Annotated in this window: 14 protein-coding genes; 9 read left to right on the forward strand and 5 right to left on the reverse strand. The window is 45.0% G+C overall.

The genetic code is table 11. From position 1 onward, the window contains the following. Positions 1–31: 31 nt before the first annotated feature. Complete coding sequence (locus J4N42_RS06540; protein ID WP_252030615.1) at positions 32–790, forward strand: substrate-binding periplasmic protein; 759 nt, start codon at positions 32–34, stop codon at positions 788–790. A gap of 122 nt (positions 791–912) precedes the next feature. Here the strand turns inward: J4N42_RS06540 and ribA are convergent, their stop codons facing one another. After that, positions 913–1,965: a GTP cyclohydrolase II gene (gene ribA, locus J4N42_RS06545; RefSeq protein WP_252030616.1), complete on the reverse strand. Its 1,053-nt coding sequence runs from the start codon at positions 1,963–1,965 to the stop codon at positions 913–915. A gap of 609 nt (positions 1,966–2,574) precedes the next feature. Between ribA and J4N42_RS06550 the strand changes: the two genes are divergently transcribed. Next, positions 2,575–3,663: a protein kinase family protein gene (locus tag J4N42_RS06550; RefSeq protein WP_252030617.1), complete on the forward strand. Its 1,089-nt coding sequence runs from the start codon at positions 2,575–2,577 to the stop codon at positions 3,661–3,663. A gap of 33 nt (positions 3,664–3,696) precedes the next feature. Here J4N42_RS06550 and J4N42_RS06555 read toward each other — a convergent pair whose 3' ends face one another. Both J4N42_RS06555 and J4N42_RS06560 read right to left on the reverse strand, forming a co-directional pair. Further along, positions 3,697–4,803 carry a M20/M25/M40 family metallo-hydrolase gene (locus J4N42_RS06555; RefSeq protein WP_252030618.1) on the reverse strand — a complete coding sequence of 369 codons (1,107 nt, stop codon included), beginning with the start codon at positions 4,801–4,803 and terminating at the stop codon, positions 3,697–3,699. Between the two features lie 125 nt (positions 4,804–4,928). Then, a complete protein-coding gene (locus tag J4N42_RS06560) occupies positions 4,929–6,470 on the reverse strand; it encodes an EAL domain-containing protein (protein ID WP_252030619.1) in 1,542 nt (513 codons plus the stop codon). Positions 6,471–6,910: 440 nt separating this feature from the next. Here J4N42_RS06560 and hppD point away from each other — a divergent pair, with 440 nt between their 5' ends. From hppD to maiA, 4 genes are all read left to right on the forward strand, one after another. Continuing rightward, complete coding sequence (gene hppD, locus J4N42_RS06565; protein WP_252030620.1) at positions 6,911–7,984, forward strand: 4-hydroxyphenylpyruvate dioxygenase; 1,074 nt, start codon at positions 6,911–6,913, stop codon at positions 7,982–7,984. Further along, positions 7,977–9,107, forward strand: a complete 1,131-nt coding sequence (locus J4N42_RS06570) for a homogentisate 1,2-dioxygenase (protein ID WP_252030621.1) — start codon at positions 7,977–7,979, stop codon at positions 9,105–9,107. Before hppD ends, J4N42_RS06570 begins: the two co-directional genes overlap by 8 nt. 69 nt (positions 9,108–9,176) lie before the next feature. Further along, positions 9,177–10,190: a fumarylacetoacetate hydrolase family protein gene (locus tag J4N42_RS06575; RefSeq protein ID WP_252030623.1), complete on the forward strand. Its 1,014-nt coding sequence runs from the start codon at positions 9,177–9,179 to the stop codon at positions 10,188–10,190. A gap of 24 nt (positions 10,191–10,214) precedes the next feature. Beyond that, entirely contained in the window at positions 10,215–10,865 is a 651-nt protein-coding gene (gene maiA, locus J4N42_RS06580) for a maleylacetoacetate isomerase (RefSeq protein WP_252030624.1), read from the forward strand. 78 nt (positions 10,866–10,943) lie between these two features. Here the strand turns inward: maiA and J4N42_RS06585 are convergent, their stop codons facing one another. Beyond that, positions 10,944–11,687: a DeoR/GlpR family DNA-binding transcription regulator gene (locus tag J4N42_RS06585; RefSeq protein WP_252030625.1), complete on the reverse strand. Its 744-nt coding sequence runs from the start codon at positions 11,685–11,687 to the stop codon at positions 10,944–10,946. A gap of 8 nt (positions 11,688–11,695) precedes the next feature. Beyond that, complete coding sequence (locus J4N42_RS06590; protein ID WP_252030626.1) at positions 11,696–12,400, reverse strand: glycerophosphodiester phosphodiesterase family protein; 705 nt, start codon at positions 12,398–12,400, stop codon at positions 11,696–11,698. Between the two features lie 275 nt (positions 12,401–12,675). Between J4N42_RS06590 and J4N42_RS06595 the strand changes: the two genes are divergently transcribed. The 3 genes from J4N42_RS06595 to J4N42_RS06605 all read left to right on the forward strand — a co-directional run bounded on the left by J4N42_RS06595 (position 12,676) and on the right by J4N42_RS06605 (position 15,552). Beyond that, positions 12,676–13,692, forward strand: coding sequence for a C4-dicarboxylate TRAP transporter substrate-binding protein (locus J4N42_RS06595; RefSeq protein WP_252030627.1), 1,017 nt, complete (start codon positions 12,676–12,678; stop codon positions 13,690–13,692). A 102-nt stretch (positions 13,693–13,794) separates the two neighbouring features. After that, positions 13,795–14,259, forward strand: a complete 465-nt coding sequence (locus J4N42_RS06600) for a TRAP transporter small permease (protein ID WP_252030628.1) — start codon at positions 13,795–13,797, stop codon at positions 14,257–14,259. A gap of 9 nt (positions 14,260–14,268) precedes the next feature. Then, positions 14,269–15,552 carry a TRAP transporter large permease gene (locus tag J4N42_RS06605; RefSeq protein ID WP_252030629.1) on the forward strand — a complete coding sequence of 428 codons (1,284 nt, stop codon included), beginning with the start codon at positions 14,269–14,271 and terminating at the stop codon, positions 15,550–15,552. Positions 15,553–15,601: the final 49 nt, after the last annotated feature.

Genomic DNA, 15,601 nt, shown 5'->3' on the forward strand with positions numbered 1-15,601 from the left:
AGTAAACACGTTGTTGAAACATGGAGGTTTTATGAGATTTAAGCAGTTAAGTTTGGTGGCTTTGGGTGGGTTGGCATTGAGTGCTGGGCTTAAAGCTGAAACCATTAACTACTATGTTATATCGCAACAAGCGCAGCCATTTCAGATAGAAGAGCAAGGCTCCAACCATTCAGGAATCGTAACCGATATCGTCAAAGCTGTTTTCGATGGCAGTGACTATGAACTGGCTTATCACACCTATCCATTTAATAGAATGATTACGGTATTGGAAGCCGGTGGTGAGGAGAATTGGGTCACTTATGGCAGCCCTAATTGGGGCAGTGTTCAGGCTGAAAATCTGTCCGATAAACCGATTTACACCGTAAGGCACACCTTAGTGACGAGTACAAAGTCGCCATTCAACTTTGCTGACATGAGCTCACTCAATGGTAAAGGTGTTGTGTTGTTACACGGTTTTGATTACCCAGAGTTGATCCCTTATATCGAGAAAGGGGACGTCGCCGAGATTCGCGTGAAGAACTACCAATCGGCTTTTCGTGTAATCCAAAGAACAGCCGGCGAAGCCGCGTTTGTCGAAATGTCTTCGCGCGTGAGTTACAACCTAGATAAGTTACAGCTTGATAGAGACTTGTATCGGATGGAGCCGTTTAGTCTGGTCATTCCCGATTACTACATCCATTTGGCGTTTTCGAAACAGATGAAGCCAGAGATTCAAGATTTTATTAATGATCGTTTAGAGGAAATGCGCACCTCCGGTGAACTGGACGACATTATTGGTAACTACATCTAAAACCCGACATAAGCTAGGGCCTGTGCCTTAGCTTTTGACCTATTCTCAATTCAAAAGAAAGCGCCAGCATTGCTGGCGCTTTTGGGTTGTACCGCTTTGGATGGATTTCAGCGTTACGATCATTATTTGATGAATGAGGCATCAAACATATGACCTAGTTTGGTCGCTTTAGTTTGTAAGTAGTGTTGATTATGTGGGTTGTTTCCCTCTTGTAATGCTACGCGCTCAACAATATTGATGTTGGCTTTTTGCAGGGCTTTCACTTTGCGCGGGTTGTTAGTCATTAAACGAACCTGTTCTATTCCAAGGTAACCTAACATGCCTTGGCAGAAAGTGTAATCGCGCATGTCAGCTGCGAAACCAAGTTGCTCGTTGGCTTGAACGGTATCGGCTCCATGGTCTTGGAGGTTATAGGCACGTACTTTGTTGACTAAGCCAATACCGCGACCTTCTTGACGTAAATACAACAACACACCGGCACCTTCAGCAACGATATTTTGTAGCGCACGAGAAAGCTGGAACCCACAATCACAACGTGCGCTGAATAGGGCATCACCGGTTAAACATTCGGAATGGAGTCGTATAAGAGGCGCGGATTCCTGCGAGATGTCACCGTACACAAGAGCAAGGTGCTCCTTATTGGTTTTGTGCTCGATGAACGCGCACATTCTGAACTCGCCCCATTGTGTGGGTAGCTTGGCTGATTCGATAAAAGTGACCAAATTATAGGGAGACTGTTGTTGTAGCTCCTGACGCACCTGCATCAGGATCTTGCCAAGAATGTTCTGTCCTTTTCCATCACCGCCATCGCCCCAGAAAGCATCTTTGTGTGAATGCTCTTTTAAATCTCTATCACCGGTGTTAACCAGGTAGTGAGCAAGCTGAGGGTTTTGGTAAAACTTCTCCTTCACGATTTTTTCCATGACTTGCACTCGAATATCATACCAATCGGCACGAGTATCTAGCTCGTACTTGCGGCTGAGCTCGAAAGCAACGTCTGGGGTCTCTGCCGAGAGGATTTCTTGTTGTAGTTCCGCAGAGATGAATTTTTGCGCTTGATAATAGTGTTCACTAGTTGGCCAACTGACGTCGTCGATTTTTATTTTTGAAGGGTAGAAGTTGGAAAGAAATCCATTTGAATCAAACGGTTCGTAGAATAGGATTGAATTGTCCATGATGATCTCCTGACGTCCTGTAGAATATGCAGCACATTTATATGCGCCTACATCAATAATGCTAGTTTGCATGCATATTGCCGTCAAACTGAGACAAGGTTCTCATCAGCGATTTTCATCCCAACTAAAAAGCCCGTAAGAACGGCATTTAATTTAAGTGATTGTTTAATCAAATCCATCAGGTCATCACACCTTCTATCTGAAGGTGAAAATTAATTGATAAATTTGTTAGGGTCTGTTGATCTTTCGCGGTTAAATTTTGTTCGAGCTAAAATCGTTTTAGGCGAGGCGAAGACTGTGTAGCCTAGTCATTCTAAGCCAATAGTCTTCAACGAAGCATAAAACGATTTTAACGGGGGCGCCTAGCTCGAATCCTTCGGGCAGCCTTTGTGGTTCATTTCTACTGCGTTATCAGCTTCTCATGTAGGCTAGCTACACATCAAAGCCTCTGCCTTGTAGAAATTTCCCACAAAGTGCTGCAAAAATCAGCTCGAAAGATCAACAGACCCTAGTCACATGGCCGTGAGGTGGCAAAACTTGAGCTTTGCGCACGGTATGTAGAGGTTGTGTATCAGTATTGTTTCCGCTCATTGATTGAAAGGTGCGGTTATGAACAAGGAACAGTTAAGACAGCAATCCCAATTGGAGTTCAGCGAAAGCGGGATAGACATCGTTGTTGGCAGCTTAGACGGTGTGGGTATTGATGTGGAAGAGCTCAAGGCAATATCGCGTGACTCTAGTTATGTAGAGCAGGTGTTTGATAGTGGACTCACCGCCGTTGTCTACAAACTCCGGCTAGCGGGCAAAGCTTGGACGCTCAAGTTAAAACGACCAACCAGTTTAGTTAAAAATATTGATGGCCAAACGTCGTTTCTTAATGAGGTGCAGCGTCGCAGGGACTTACAGCGCTTGAAAGCAGACAACCAAGACGCATTTCGCCATATTGTTGATACGCAATATGCCTCGTTTTTAGATGGAATCATCCTTTCTCCTTGGATAGAGGGTCAGCCTATTGAAAAACTCGATGACAATTTGTTTGAGCAAATCTTTTTTACGCTTTGTGAGTTAGAGAAGGCTGGTCTGTTTGAGTGGGATCTTTGCCCTGGTAATTTACTTTTGAACGATGAAGGGGAGCTGAAACTGTTCGACTTTGGCTATATGTATACCTTTGATCCTTTAACCGAGTTCAATAGTAATGGTATGGCCACGCCACTGTTTCATGGCGTCGAACGTTTTGAAACGCGCTTTCTGTTTACCTTATTACTCAGTCAGCAGGACCTCAGTGAAGATGAACAGTTTGAGTTGTACACGAAAATGAAAAAGGTTGCCGTGACGGCGTATCAACACAAACGGCAGGTTCTAGCTCAAAAGGGTGCTTCAAATGAAGTGCTACAGTGGTTAGATAATATAGTGGGAGAGTGGCGACAGGGCCTCTCGAGCGAAGGTGGGTTACGCAAGCTGTATCGAAAAGAGCGTTTTCGCTCTACCTTGCTGGATCTGCTTGATGATGTGCACGGAAAATCCTGTAATTCCGTTACGCTTAGCAAAGCGGACTACGTAATTGACGCTATAGAACGGCAGTACGATACACTGTTGGCACAAGGTGGATTGTTCTTTGGTGATGAAAAGCTGAGCCAAGAAGGCTTAGTCGCGAAATACCAAAAAATTAGAGCTGATGCAGTTCGCTATCAGCTCTAATTGATTTTCAATGCATGGTTAAGCGCTGAACAGTTATACCGTTAGATAGTGCTTAACGAACTCTGTCACTTTCACCATATCATCAATGGCGATGTACTCTTCTGTGGTATGCACCTTCGCCATGCCAGTAGAGATGTTAACCGTTGTTAGGCCTTTCGCATTAAAGTTGTTAGCATCGCTACCACCGCCGGTTCCTTTCGTGAAAGGTTCCGCGCCGATGGCTTCAAAGGATGCTTTCACTTCTTGGATATGCGGATGATCGTCGGCAATCACGAATGCGTTGTATGCTCGAGTCGACTCGATTTCCACTTCTGCACCATGCTTTGTCGCCGCTGCTTGGAAAGTTTCAATCATATGGTCAACTTGTTTGGTGAGCTTGTCGTCGTTCAGAGAACGAGCTTCAGCTACAATCTTGAGTTCTGGCATAACGATGTTGGTTGCCTGGCCACCTTCAACCACACCAATATTTGCCGTGGTTTCTTCGTCGATGCGAAGTAGGTTCATTTGCGTAATGGCATCTGCTGCAACGCTAATTGCGCTGATGCCTTCTTCTGGCGCTAAGCCAGCGTGTGCTGGGCGGCCTTTGATCGTTGCAACGATTTTTTGCTGGCCAGGTGCGGCATTTACGATAGTGCCAATTGGGCCACCGGTATCAAGAACAATGGCTTTGTTTGCTTGAATGTAAGACATATCGAAGTGCTCGGAGCCGAATAGGCCACCTTCTTCGTGCACGGTGAACGCAAGCTCAATGGTTTTATGATCGAGGTTTTCAGCTTGAATACAACGAACCGCTTCCATAATTGCAGCGATGCCCGATTTGTCGTCGCCACCTAAAATGGTGTTGCCTTTTGAACGAATGATACCGTCTTCGATAACCGGCTCAATGCCGTTGCCTGGAGTCACGGTATCCATATGGCAGCTTAGTACGATGCTGTCATCCAATTTACCGTCTAAGCGCGCGTAGACATTGAAGCCGTTAGAAACCTCTTCAGGTACAGGGAGTTTATGAACGGTAAAGCCCATCTCACCAAGTTGTTCAGCCAGCGTTTCTGCAATTTGTTTTTCGTAGCGAGATTCGCTGTCAATTTGGATTAATTGAAAGAAGTGGTCGACGAGTCGTTGTTGGTTTATTTGTGTCATTGTAATACCTCTTAGGGAACAGAGGCAGTTACCATAGCGCTTGTTACACGGGAGATTCCCTGAGTTAAATCAAGAAACCTCCCGATAGGTATCTATGCTAGTTGGGATATTTGGTTGAATATTCTCTACTCGATATTAATAGGGTTGGTGGTATCGAGCGAAAATTCATCGTCAGATTTGGGTTTAATTAGCGGCAGCACATGACGAAGTGTCATCGGTTTAAAATGATAGTAGCCTTGCTGATAGGGTACACCTTTCGCGACGAGATAACTGTGTTGCTCAGAGGTCTCAACACCTTCAGCGATGGTTTTTACATCAAGGTTATTAGCGAGTTCAATGATCGAATTGAGTACCGGTGCATTAACTGACGTGACGCCAATCGTATCTATGAAGCATTTATCAATTTTAAGATAATCAAACCTGATGTTCTGCAGTACTGAAAGGCTTGTGGTACCTGTACCAAAGTCATCGATGAGAATATCGATTCCAAGTGAATGCAGATCGGCGACGGCAAGTTGTCCTTGCTCATTGAGTAACTGCCTTTCGGTAATTTCCACACCCAGCTTGATGTTCAACGCAAGTAACTGGCTCTTAAAAACCTGCAGCCTTTTTAGGTTCTCTTCATCTGCAAGGTAACTTGGTGGAACGTTGATTCCAAGGTGCAGCAGCTTGTTCAAGTTAGTGTGTTTGAAGTCTGTCAACGCGCGCTCCAACACATAGTCAGTAACCGTGTTGATTAAGCTGCTTTCTTCGGCGATAGGAATAAAGATATCGGGCCGTACATACCCAAAAACAGGGTGCTTCCATCTCAGTAGGGCTTCGACACCACATACTTCATTCGTTTCGCTGGTAATGATGGGTTGGTAGACCAGAAACAGTTCTCTTTTTTTGAGCCCTTTTTCTAAGTGAGTTGCCATGGAACGATTGCGTTTTAACCATACTGCGATTAGACAGTAAGTTAGAGAAATAGTGACTGATATTGGCAGTGAGCCGAGAATAAATATTCCTAGAATTCGCCAAATGTAACTGGAGTTCGCTTCTATCGAGATTGAGTAATTGTATCGCTGAGAGCTCGCTTTAAATATCGTTGGTGACCATTCTTGTCGCTCGGTAGGGAGCTGTGAGTATCGATGCAAATGGAAGCTGAACTTCTTAACGCGAAGATCACTTGAATACCCTAATAGCGCGCGGAAATAGTAGCGGTCGACTGTAGACATCGCGCTCCACTCCGGATTGGTAGGGTTTGTATCTAATACAATGTAGTTTTGAATATGGTATTCGTCAGGAATGTTGAATGTGTATATACCAGATTCTAAACCAGCACGAGGACGGTACGCGGAGACTCGCTGACTGATTTCTCCCTCAAATGAAGAGCAGGTGATTCGGTCTTTGTTTACCAGAATAAGCTCTTCAATGGTGCTGGAGTAGCGCAGCGATTTCTGTATTTGCTCACAATTTCCAATGTTGTTGAGCGCCATTTTATTTTCCCGATGCATGTTGGTGACAATGACATCGATATGCGCGACATACCGTTCTATTAGAGCTCGGTATTCAGATCCAATATACAAGACAGAAACGATGCCACTTAGAAGTATCATCAGCGGGATAGGGAATATTAACCAGAATAGGCTGAACTGATTCGGTAATGCTCTATGGTTTTTCTTCATTGAATATTGATAGTGAATCCACTTCTTAATAATTCTATCAATGTCTCTTTCCTGAGACTTACCACCTTACGCCAATTTTGAGAGGCACACGCGAATTCAGGTTCGTTGGTTTGTTACTGATGAAAATTTGCACTAAATCTGTGAGCTGTAAACATAATGTTACTGTTTGAGGCGGATTTTACAGATGTAAAAGTTCTTTGAAATACAGTGCTGTAAACGCTTTTCTCTATTCAACGGCCATGGTGATGGTTAAATGTAATGAAAATGTTACTAAAATATAGATTAAGAGTAACGTTCTGAAGTTCTTCGATTCTATTTCTTTTTTGAACGAGATATTTCAAGTTAATAAAACGACGTGACGCACAGTGTTTATCGAAAAAGTGTCGTTGCTGGAAACAACGTTAATGCGAAAAGAATATGAAGCACTCAAGGAGTAGAGCATGACTGTATCGTACAACCCACTAGGTACTGATGGATTTGAATTTGTTGAATACACAGCGGCAAATGAAAAGGGGATTCAGGATCTAAAATCGCTATTTAGTTCGTTAGGTTTTGCCGAAGTGGCCAAGCATCGTTCTAAGGAAGCATGGCTTTATCGCCAGGGAGACATCAGTTTCATTGTGAATGCTCAGCCGCACAGCCAAGCCGAGGAATTTGCTAAGGTGCATGGGCCTTCTGTTTGCGGTATGGCCTTTCGTGTTCATGATGCGGCTGTGGCAATGGAACAAGCATTGGCAAATGGTGGCGAAGAGTACAAGACCGAAATTGGCCCTATGGAGTTGAGCATTCCCGCTATTTACGGAATTGGTGAGAGCCTGCTCTATTTCGTTGACCGCTACGGTAGCAATTCAATCTATGATGTGGATTTCAAATTTTACGAAGACGCCAAAGAGCGCCTTGCTGCTAAAGATGTCGGCCTTTACGAGATTGATCATCTTACGCACAACGTAAAACAGGGCAATATGGATGTATGGTCGGGTTTTTATGAGCGCATTGGTAACTTTAGAGAAATCCGCTACTTCGATATCGAAGGCAAATTAACAGGCTTAGTCAGCCGAGCGATGACAGCTCCTTGTGGCAAAATCCGCATCCCAATTAATGAATCTTCGGATGATAAATCGCAGATCGAAGAATTCATTCGCGAATACAACGGTGAAGGTATTCAGCATATCGCATTAACCACAGACGACATCTACGAAACAGTGAAAACGCTGCGTGATCGTGGCATGGACTTTATGCCAACGCCAGACACCTACTACGAGAAAGTCAATTCACGAGTTGAGGGCCATTCTGAGGACGTAGATAAACTGAAAGACCTACGTATCCTTATTGATGGTGCACCAATGAAAGACGGCATTTTGCTGCAAATCTTCACCCAAACGGTGATTGGCCCAGTGTTCTTTGAAATCATTCAACGCAAAGGGAACGAGGGCTTTGGTGAAGGTAACTTTAAAGCGCTGTTTGAATCTATCGAGGAAGATCAAATTCGACGCGGGGTGTTAAACGATGCATAAGTGGATTGCATTTCCTCATAAGGAAGGGGTGTGCTCTAAGCAAGCACACGCCGATTTTCCTGAAGAGGCTATTTATGAGCGCGAAGCGGGCAGGGAGGGCTTTTTTGGTCCTGCTGCTCACTTTCATCATCAACATGCGCCAACTGGCTGGAGTGAATGGGAAGGTGAACTCCGCCCTCGAGCATTCAATTTTAACCTAGTTGAGAAAGCGGTTCAGGTTTCACCATGGATTGTGCCAAATCTATTGCACAATGCCGATTGCAAGATTCGTGTTTGGCGCATGGACCAAGCGATGGACTTTTTGGTACGAAATGCCGATGGCGATGAGCTACTGTTCATCCACCAAGGGCAGGCCGACCTTTACTGCGACTATGGCCACCTTGAAGTCAAAGAAGGGGATTATGTAATGATCCCTCGTTCGACTAACTGGCGTATCGAACCAAAAGAACCGATGTTCATTTTGATGGTTGAAAACACAGGTTCTGCTTATTCATTACCTGAAAAAGGGCTGGTGGGTAATCATGCGGTGTTTGATCCAGCAGTACTGGAAGTCCCGTCTATTAACGACAAATTTAAAGCGCAGTATTCTGAGCAAACGACACAAGTGCAAATGAAGCGCCATGAGCAGGTTAACGTAATCACTTATCCATTTAACCCTCTAGATGCGATTGGCTGGCATGGCGATTTGTCGGTCGTAAAACTGAACTGGCGTGATATCCGCCCATTGATGTCGCACCGTTACCACCTACCTCCATCCGCACATACTACTTTCGTTGGTAAAGGTTTCGTGGTGTGTACGTTTGTCCCTAGGCCAATAGAAAGCGATCCGGGGGCGTTGAAAGTGCCGTTCTACCACAACAATGACGATTACGATGAAGTGCTGTTCTACCACGCAGGGGATTTCTTCAGCCGAGACAACATCGAAGCGGGTATGGTGACATTCCACCCGGCGGGCTTTACCCATGGGCCACACCCGAAAGCATTTCAAGCTGGGCGTGAGTACAAGAAGAAGTTCACTGATGAAGTGGCAGTAATGATTGATACTCGCAATGCGCTTAACTTCGCTGACGAAGCTCAGCAAGTGGAAAATAAAGAATACGTTTACAGTTGGAAGCAGCCTTAGCCCTTAGCGCAGGTCCAGACAGTCGTTTAATACGGCAGATTAGAACAACAGATTGAGCAAGGAAGTAATATGAAGTTAGCCACATTGAAAAATGGTACCCGTGATGGTGTGCTCGTTGTAGTCAGTAAGGATCTGTCTAAGTGCGTTGCTGTTGCCGAGATTGCAGGCACGATGCAGCAAGCTTTAGACAATTGGCAGCAGACTAAACCGTTACTCGAAGAAGTGTACTTGGGTTTGAATGAAGGGATCTTGCTACAAGAGATGCCATTCGACCAAGCTAAATGTGAGTCCCCGTTACCGAGAGCCTATCAGTGGGCCGATGGCTCTGCGTACGTTAATCACGTTGAGTTAGTGAGGAAGGCGCGCGGTGCTGAAATGCCACCAAGTTTTTGGACTGATCCGCTGATGTATCAAGGAGGTTCAGATGCGTTCATTGGTCCACGAGATGATATTCCACTGGGCAGTGAAGACTGGGGCATCGATTTTGAAGGTGAAGTTGCTGTGGTAACGGGGGATGTGCCGATGGGGTGTGCCTACGAGACGGCGGCAGATTCAATCAAACTTCTTATGTTGGTTAATGACGTTTCACTGCGAGGGTTGATTCCAGCCGAACTCGGTAAAGGGTTTGGCTTCTTCCAATCAAAACCCTCCTCAGTGTTTTCACCTGTCGCAGTGACACCTGATGAGCTTGGTGAGTCTTGGACGGAAAACAAAGTGCATTTACCGCTGCTTTCCACCTACAACAACAAACCATTTGGCTGTCCAAATGCGGGCGTAGATATGACGTTCGATTTTGCACAATTGGTCGCACACGCGGCCAAAACGCGTCCACTTTCAGCGGGGGCGATTATCGGATCAGGCACGGTGTCGAATAAACAAGGTACAGACTTTGGTACTGCGATATCAGAAGGTGGTGTTGGCTACTCTTGCATTGCGGAAGTACGCATGATTGAAACCATCCGAGACGGTAAGCCAAGCACTCAATTTATGCGCTTTGGCGATACTATTAAGATGGAAATGCAAGATCAACATGGCCACAGTATTTTTGGTAGCATCGACCAAACGGTCGTGAAGTATTCATAGAGCCGTTTGTAATAGGGAGATTAGATGTCTAACTTGACTCTTTATGGGTACTGGCGGTCTTCGGCCGCCTATCGAGTGCGCATTGCGCTAAATTTAAAGCAGCTCGATTATACCTCGGTCCCCGTTCATCTGGTGAAAGACGGTGGACAGCAGCATGCCACAAGTTATAGCAGTATGAATGCCAGTGAACTGGTCCCTGTCTTGGTTGATGGGGATCTACAACTGAACCAGTCCCTGTCGATCATTGACTACCTCGATGAAAACTACGCGGGGCCACTTTTAACACCAGAGAGTGGTGACCGCCGTTATTTGGTTAAGTCTTTGGCACAAGATATTGCTATAGATGTTCACCCCATTAATAACCTCAGAGTGATGCAGTACCTTTCAAAGGAAGTTAATGCAGACGATAACCAAAAGCTTAACTGGACAAGGCACTGGATTGAACTAGGTTTTCACGCGTTAGAAAAGAAACTGGCTTCCGCGAGTGGCACTTATTGTGTTGGCGATGAGATTTCGTTGGTCGATGTGTGTTTAGTACCGCAAGTTTACAACGCAGAACGTTTCGGCGTAGACATGAGTGCTTTCCCTATTATTCAACGAGTAGTGGAAGTACTGCGAGTGAATCCTGCTTTTATTAAAGCGGCACCTGAAAATCAACCCGATGCGGACTACTAGGCAGTATTAAAGGAAATAAAAAGGCCCTTATCTCGCAAGAGGTGAGGGCCTTTTTTCATGTTGTATATATTGAGCAATCTAGCTGTGGGGCACAGCTTGAACGTTCAAGTCTGCTGGTAGTTGAGCCTTATTGGTGTAAATACGCTCAAAATCAGCCAAAGGAGCGACTTTGATGGCGGTGGTTCTTTCCCATTTGGTTGCATCGGCGACCAGCCAAGTTTGGCGGCTGTTTCGCATGATAGATTGAGACAAGTCAGATTCTAACTGTTCGTGTTCCATCGCATAGTGGCTGCTGGTGACAGACGCACAGCCACAGATGCCCACATCGGCTTCAAACCCTGCAAAGAAGTTGACCGCGCTGCTGCCGACGAGATCTTGGTGCTCTCGGCGAAATAGTCCGCCTGCAAGATACACTTCGATATTCTGATTGGCCTCCAGAATCTTCGCAACTTGCAGGTTATTAGTCACCACACGTAATGTCGATTTGCCCAGCAGAAACTGAGCAATTCTTGTCACCGTTGTGCCGATGCCAATCATCACGGTTGCACCATCTGGTATCGCTTCGGCGACGGCGAGAGCAATGTCGTCTTTGGTTGTCGACTCCACTTCAGAGCGAAAACGGTAACTGGTATTAGTAAGAGTGGCAGGTAAACTGACCCCGCCATGAACTCTTCGCGCTAGCCCTTGTTCGCATAAGTTGTTCACGTCGCGACGAATGGTTTGAGTGGTCACAGAAAACAGCTCGGCCAATTGGTCGATCTGAACATCTTGATCCACTTTAAGGGTGGCTAGGATTTGTTTTTGGCGCTGGTTCAGTTCCATAGTCACTACTAAAATTCGTTTGGTTTGTCCGTGATGATGTAGTCAACACCTAAGTCATAGAAATCTTGTGCTTTCTCTGGCGCATTAAGAGTCCAGATTTTAAGCACGAGTCCCGCCTCTTTGATGGAATTCGCTATGTCGGCATTCAGAATCTGGTGGTCGATATGAACACTGAACAAATCCAATTCTTGCAGCGATTCTAAGCTGAAATCATTCCAAACTTCGCAAATGAATCCGCGTCGTACTTGCGGCAACTGAGCTTGGCAGATGGCTAAGGCGTCTTTGCTAAAACTGGAGAGTAGCAGCTTGTCTAGAGGGTAATTCTTCTGCTTTACCACACTGACAACCTGTTCAACCAACGTATCGATGGTTTTGTCATCGTAGGTTTTCAGTTCTAGATTCAATGTCAGATCGAGCTCGACACATTTATCCAGGGCTTCTTCTAATGTCGGTACTTGAGTCCCTTCAAACTGATTGCCAAACCAATTGCCCGCATCGAGGGTCTTAAGCGTTTCAAGGTCGAGTTCGGACACTTTACCTTCGCCGTCAGTGCAACGGTTTACCGTTTTGTCGTGAATAATGACGGGAATGTTATCCGCACTCAGTTGAGTGTCGATCTCTACCCAAGTCGCGCCCGACTGAGCTGCTTGCTCAATGCTTACCAGTGTATTTTCTGGTGCTAGCGAAGCGGCACCGCGATGGCCTGTAATCATAGTGTACTCTCAATGTTCATTTGAAAACCAAAGTGACAATAGCTTGGTTTTATTACAGTTTTATTATTGGTGGTTTGTTGTGCATTAATCTAGCTGAATTTCTGGGCTAGTGGCAACGTTTAATTGTCAAAAAGCAATAGTGAGATCTTATTCAAACTATGTTCATCTTAATGATGCAAATGTTCATATGAATGTAATAATTCACTCGCATACTCTACAAAAATTAAATATCACTCTCTACTTAAGTAAAAACAGCCATTAATAAGGTACTGAAAATGAAAAAGCTATTAGGGACAGTAATTACATCCGCTGCACTGCTACTTGCAGGTTGTGGGGAATCCGATAAACCTGAAGCTGCGGCGACGGCCGATCCGATCAACATTAATATGAGCCTTGTGTTCTCGCAAAACGAGCTGCTAACGCAAGAGCTGATTAAAGTGACCGATAAAATTCGTGAACGCAGTGAAGGTTCAGTAAACATCAAAGTATTCCCAGGTGGTCAGTTGCCTGTTTATAAAGACAACCTAGAGCAAGTTGTAAACGGCGCAAACTGGATTGCTGTTGAAGACCTAACGTACCTAGGCGATTACGTGCCAGATTTTGCAGCACTTGCTGGCCCTATGCTTTACAACACTTACGATGAATACCTAGCAATGATGGACACCGAGTTTGTTGCTGGGCTAAAAGAGAAAGCAGAAGAGAAGGGCATTAAAGTTCTAAATGCGGACTATATGTTCGGCTTCCGCCACATGATCACTAACAAAGAGATCGTGAACTCTGAAGATATGAAAGGCATGCGTATCCGCGTACCACAAAGTCAGCTGTTCATTAGCACGCTATCAGCGATGGGTGCTGCTCCAGCTTCACTTCCATTCCCAGAAACCTACGCAGGTGTTCAGCAAGGCGTAGTGGATGGTCTAGAAGGTTCTATCCTGACTATGTACTCAACTAAGATCTATGAAGTTGCGAAAAACATGTCTTTGACTAAGCACTTCCTAGGTACTGTGGGTATCTACATTTCACCTAAGCTTTGGGACAAGTTCACTCCAGAGCAACAGCAAATCATCAACGAAGAGCTAGAAGCGGGTGCACTTTCAAACACATCTGAGCTAGTGAAACTGGACGTTGAGTACACGCAAAAGCTAGAAGAGCTAGGCGTAACGTTTAACGAAGTTAACTCAGAAGAATTCAACCAGTTAACAGCAGATGTTTACAACCAGTTCCCTGCATGGAGTGAAGGTATTCACGCAACCATCATGCAAGAGCTAGAAACGATTCGCGCTGCTCAGTAATTCCACAAACAGTGACTAACCCAAATACGGCCTGAATTATTTCAGGCCGTATTGTTCCTAAATTATCTATTGTTTATGTAGATAATTTATTGGAGAAGATTTTTGTTTTTATTAAGAAATATTGAAGAGATCCTCGCTTCCATCGCTATTTCAATCACGGTACTGGTCGTGATTGTGAATGTGGTTTTACGTTATGGTTTCGGCTTTGTCGTGCCTTGGAGTGAAGAACTCTCTGTGATCTGCTTTATCTGGGCAGTGTATTTAGGTATCAGCTCTTGCTACAAACATAAACTGCATATGGGCGTTGATGTGATAGTGGCTATGCTGCCAACTAAGGCAAAACCTGCGTTCAAGCTATGTGTTTCAGTGTTCTTACTGGCACTGAATATTTTGATGGCAGTGTTGAGTTATCAATACCTGATGCTTTCCAACAAAGTGACGCCTGTTATGGGCTTATCGTACTTCGCCATTAATGGCGTGCTACTGCTTTGTTTTGTTCTTATGGCTATTCACACAGTGAAGTTCATTGTGGATGACGTCGCGTTGCTTAAGCGTTCACATAAATAGGTTCTGTCGATGGAAAGCTATCTGCCGATAATCATTCTTTTTGTTCTCTTTCTACTGAATATTCCCATCGCGTTTTCGTTGATCGCGTCGTCGATGGTGTACTTCTTATTCATCAACGATTCGATTCCTGTCAGTTTGGTCATGCAGCGTTTTATCAGTTCTGCTGAATCATTCCCGCTGTTGGCTATCCCGTTTTTTATTATGGTTGGTTCGGTGATGAACTATGCCGGGATTAGTCGCAGTTTGCTGGCGTTTGCAGATTCAATAATTGGCCACAAAACGGGTGGTTTAGCGCAAGTTAACGTTGCACTCAGTACGTTAATGGGCGGTATCTCTGGTTCGGCCAATGCCGATGCGGCGATGCAATCAAAAATCCTCGCGCCAGAAATGACTAAACGAGGTTATGATCTTCCGTTTACTGCTGCTGTAACTGCAGCTTCTTCGAGCATTAGCCCTGTTATCCCACCGGGGATCAACCTGATCATTTTCGCCTTACTTGCGAACGTTTCAGTACATCAGATGTTCATCGCGGGTTATGTCCCAGCATTTTTGATGGCTGCATCTCTGATGGTGACCATTGCATTTATCTCGCGTAAGCGTAAGTACAAGCCGTCTCGCTCGGAGCCTGCCACCGCCAAAGAGCGTTTTCATTACTTCCTAAAAGCAGTACCTGCGTTACTGATTCCATTTGGCATCATTTTGGGTATGCGTTTTGGCCTGTTTACGCCAACGGAAGCTGGGGCGATTGCGGTTCTGCTATGTATCATCATCGGTGCGTTTGTGTACCGTGAGTTAGGCTTTAAACACATTCCACTGATTTTGCGTGAAACGGTCCAAGGGACGAGTAGCGTAATGTTCATCATTATCGGGGCGATGGTGTTTGGCTATTACATGACGCTTGAGCAAATCCCACATAACGTTGCATCAGCATTGATTGAACTGACTGACAATAAGTTGATGCTGCTACTGCTTATCAACGTGCTTCTGTTGGTCGTGGGGATGTTTATCGAGGGTGGCGCTGCGATGATCATTTTGACGCCATTACTGCTTCCTGCTGTGTTGAATTTGGGTGTTAACCCAGTTCACTTCGGCATTATTGTCATTGTAAACATCATGATTGGTGGTGTTACGCCGCCGTTCGGTTCAATGATGTTCACTGTATGCTCCATTTTGAAGGTGCGTATGGTTGATTTTGTAAAAGAAGTAGCTCCGCTGTTACTAGCGCTGCTTACGGTGCTGATGTTACTGACTTTCTCGGAAAGCTTAGTAATGTTTTTACCGAATTTGCTTTAACACTTTGTTTTTAAAGAATTAGCTTTAAAAAAATTGTTTTTAAGAGATT

Source organism: Vibrio sp. SCSIO 43135 (assembly GCF_023716665.1).
GTDB lineage: Bacteria > Pseudomonadota > Gammaproteobacteria > Enterobacterales > Vibrionaceae > Vibrio > Vibrio paucivorans.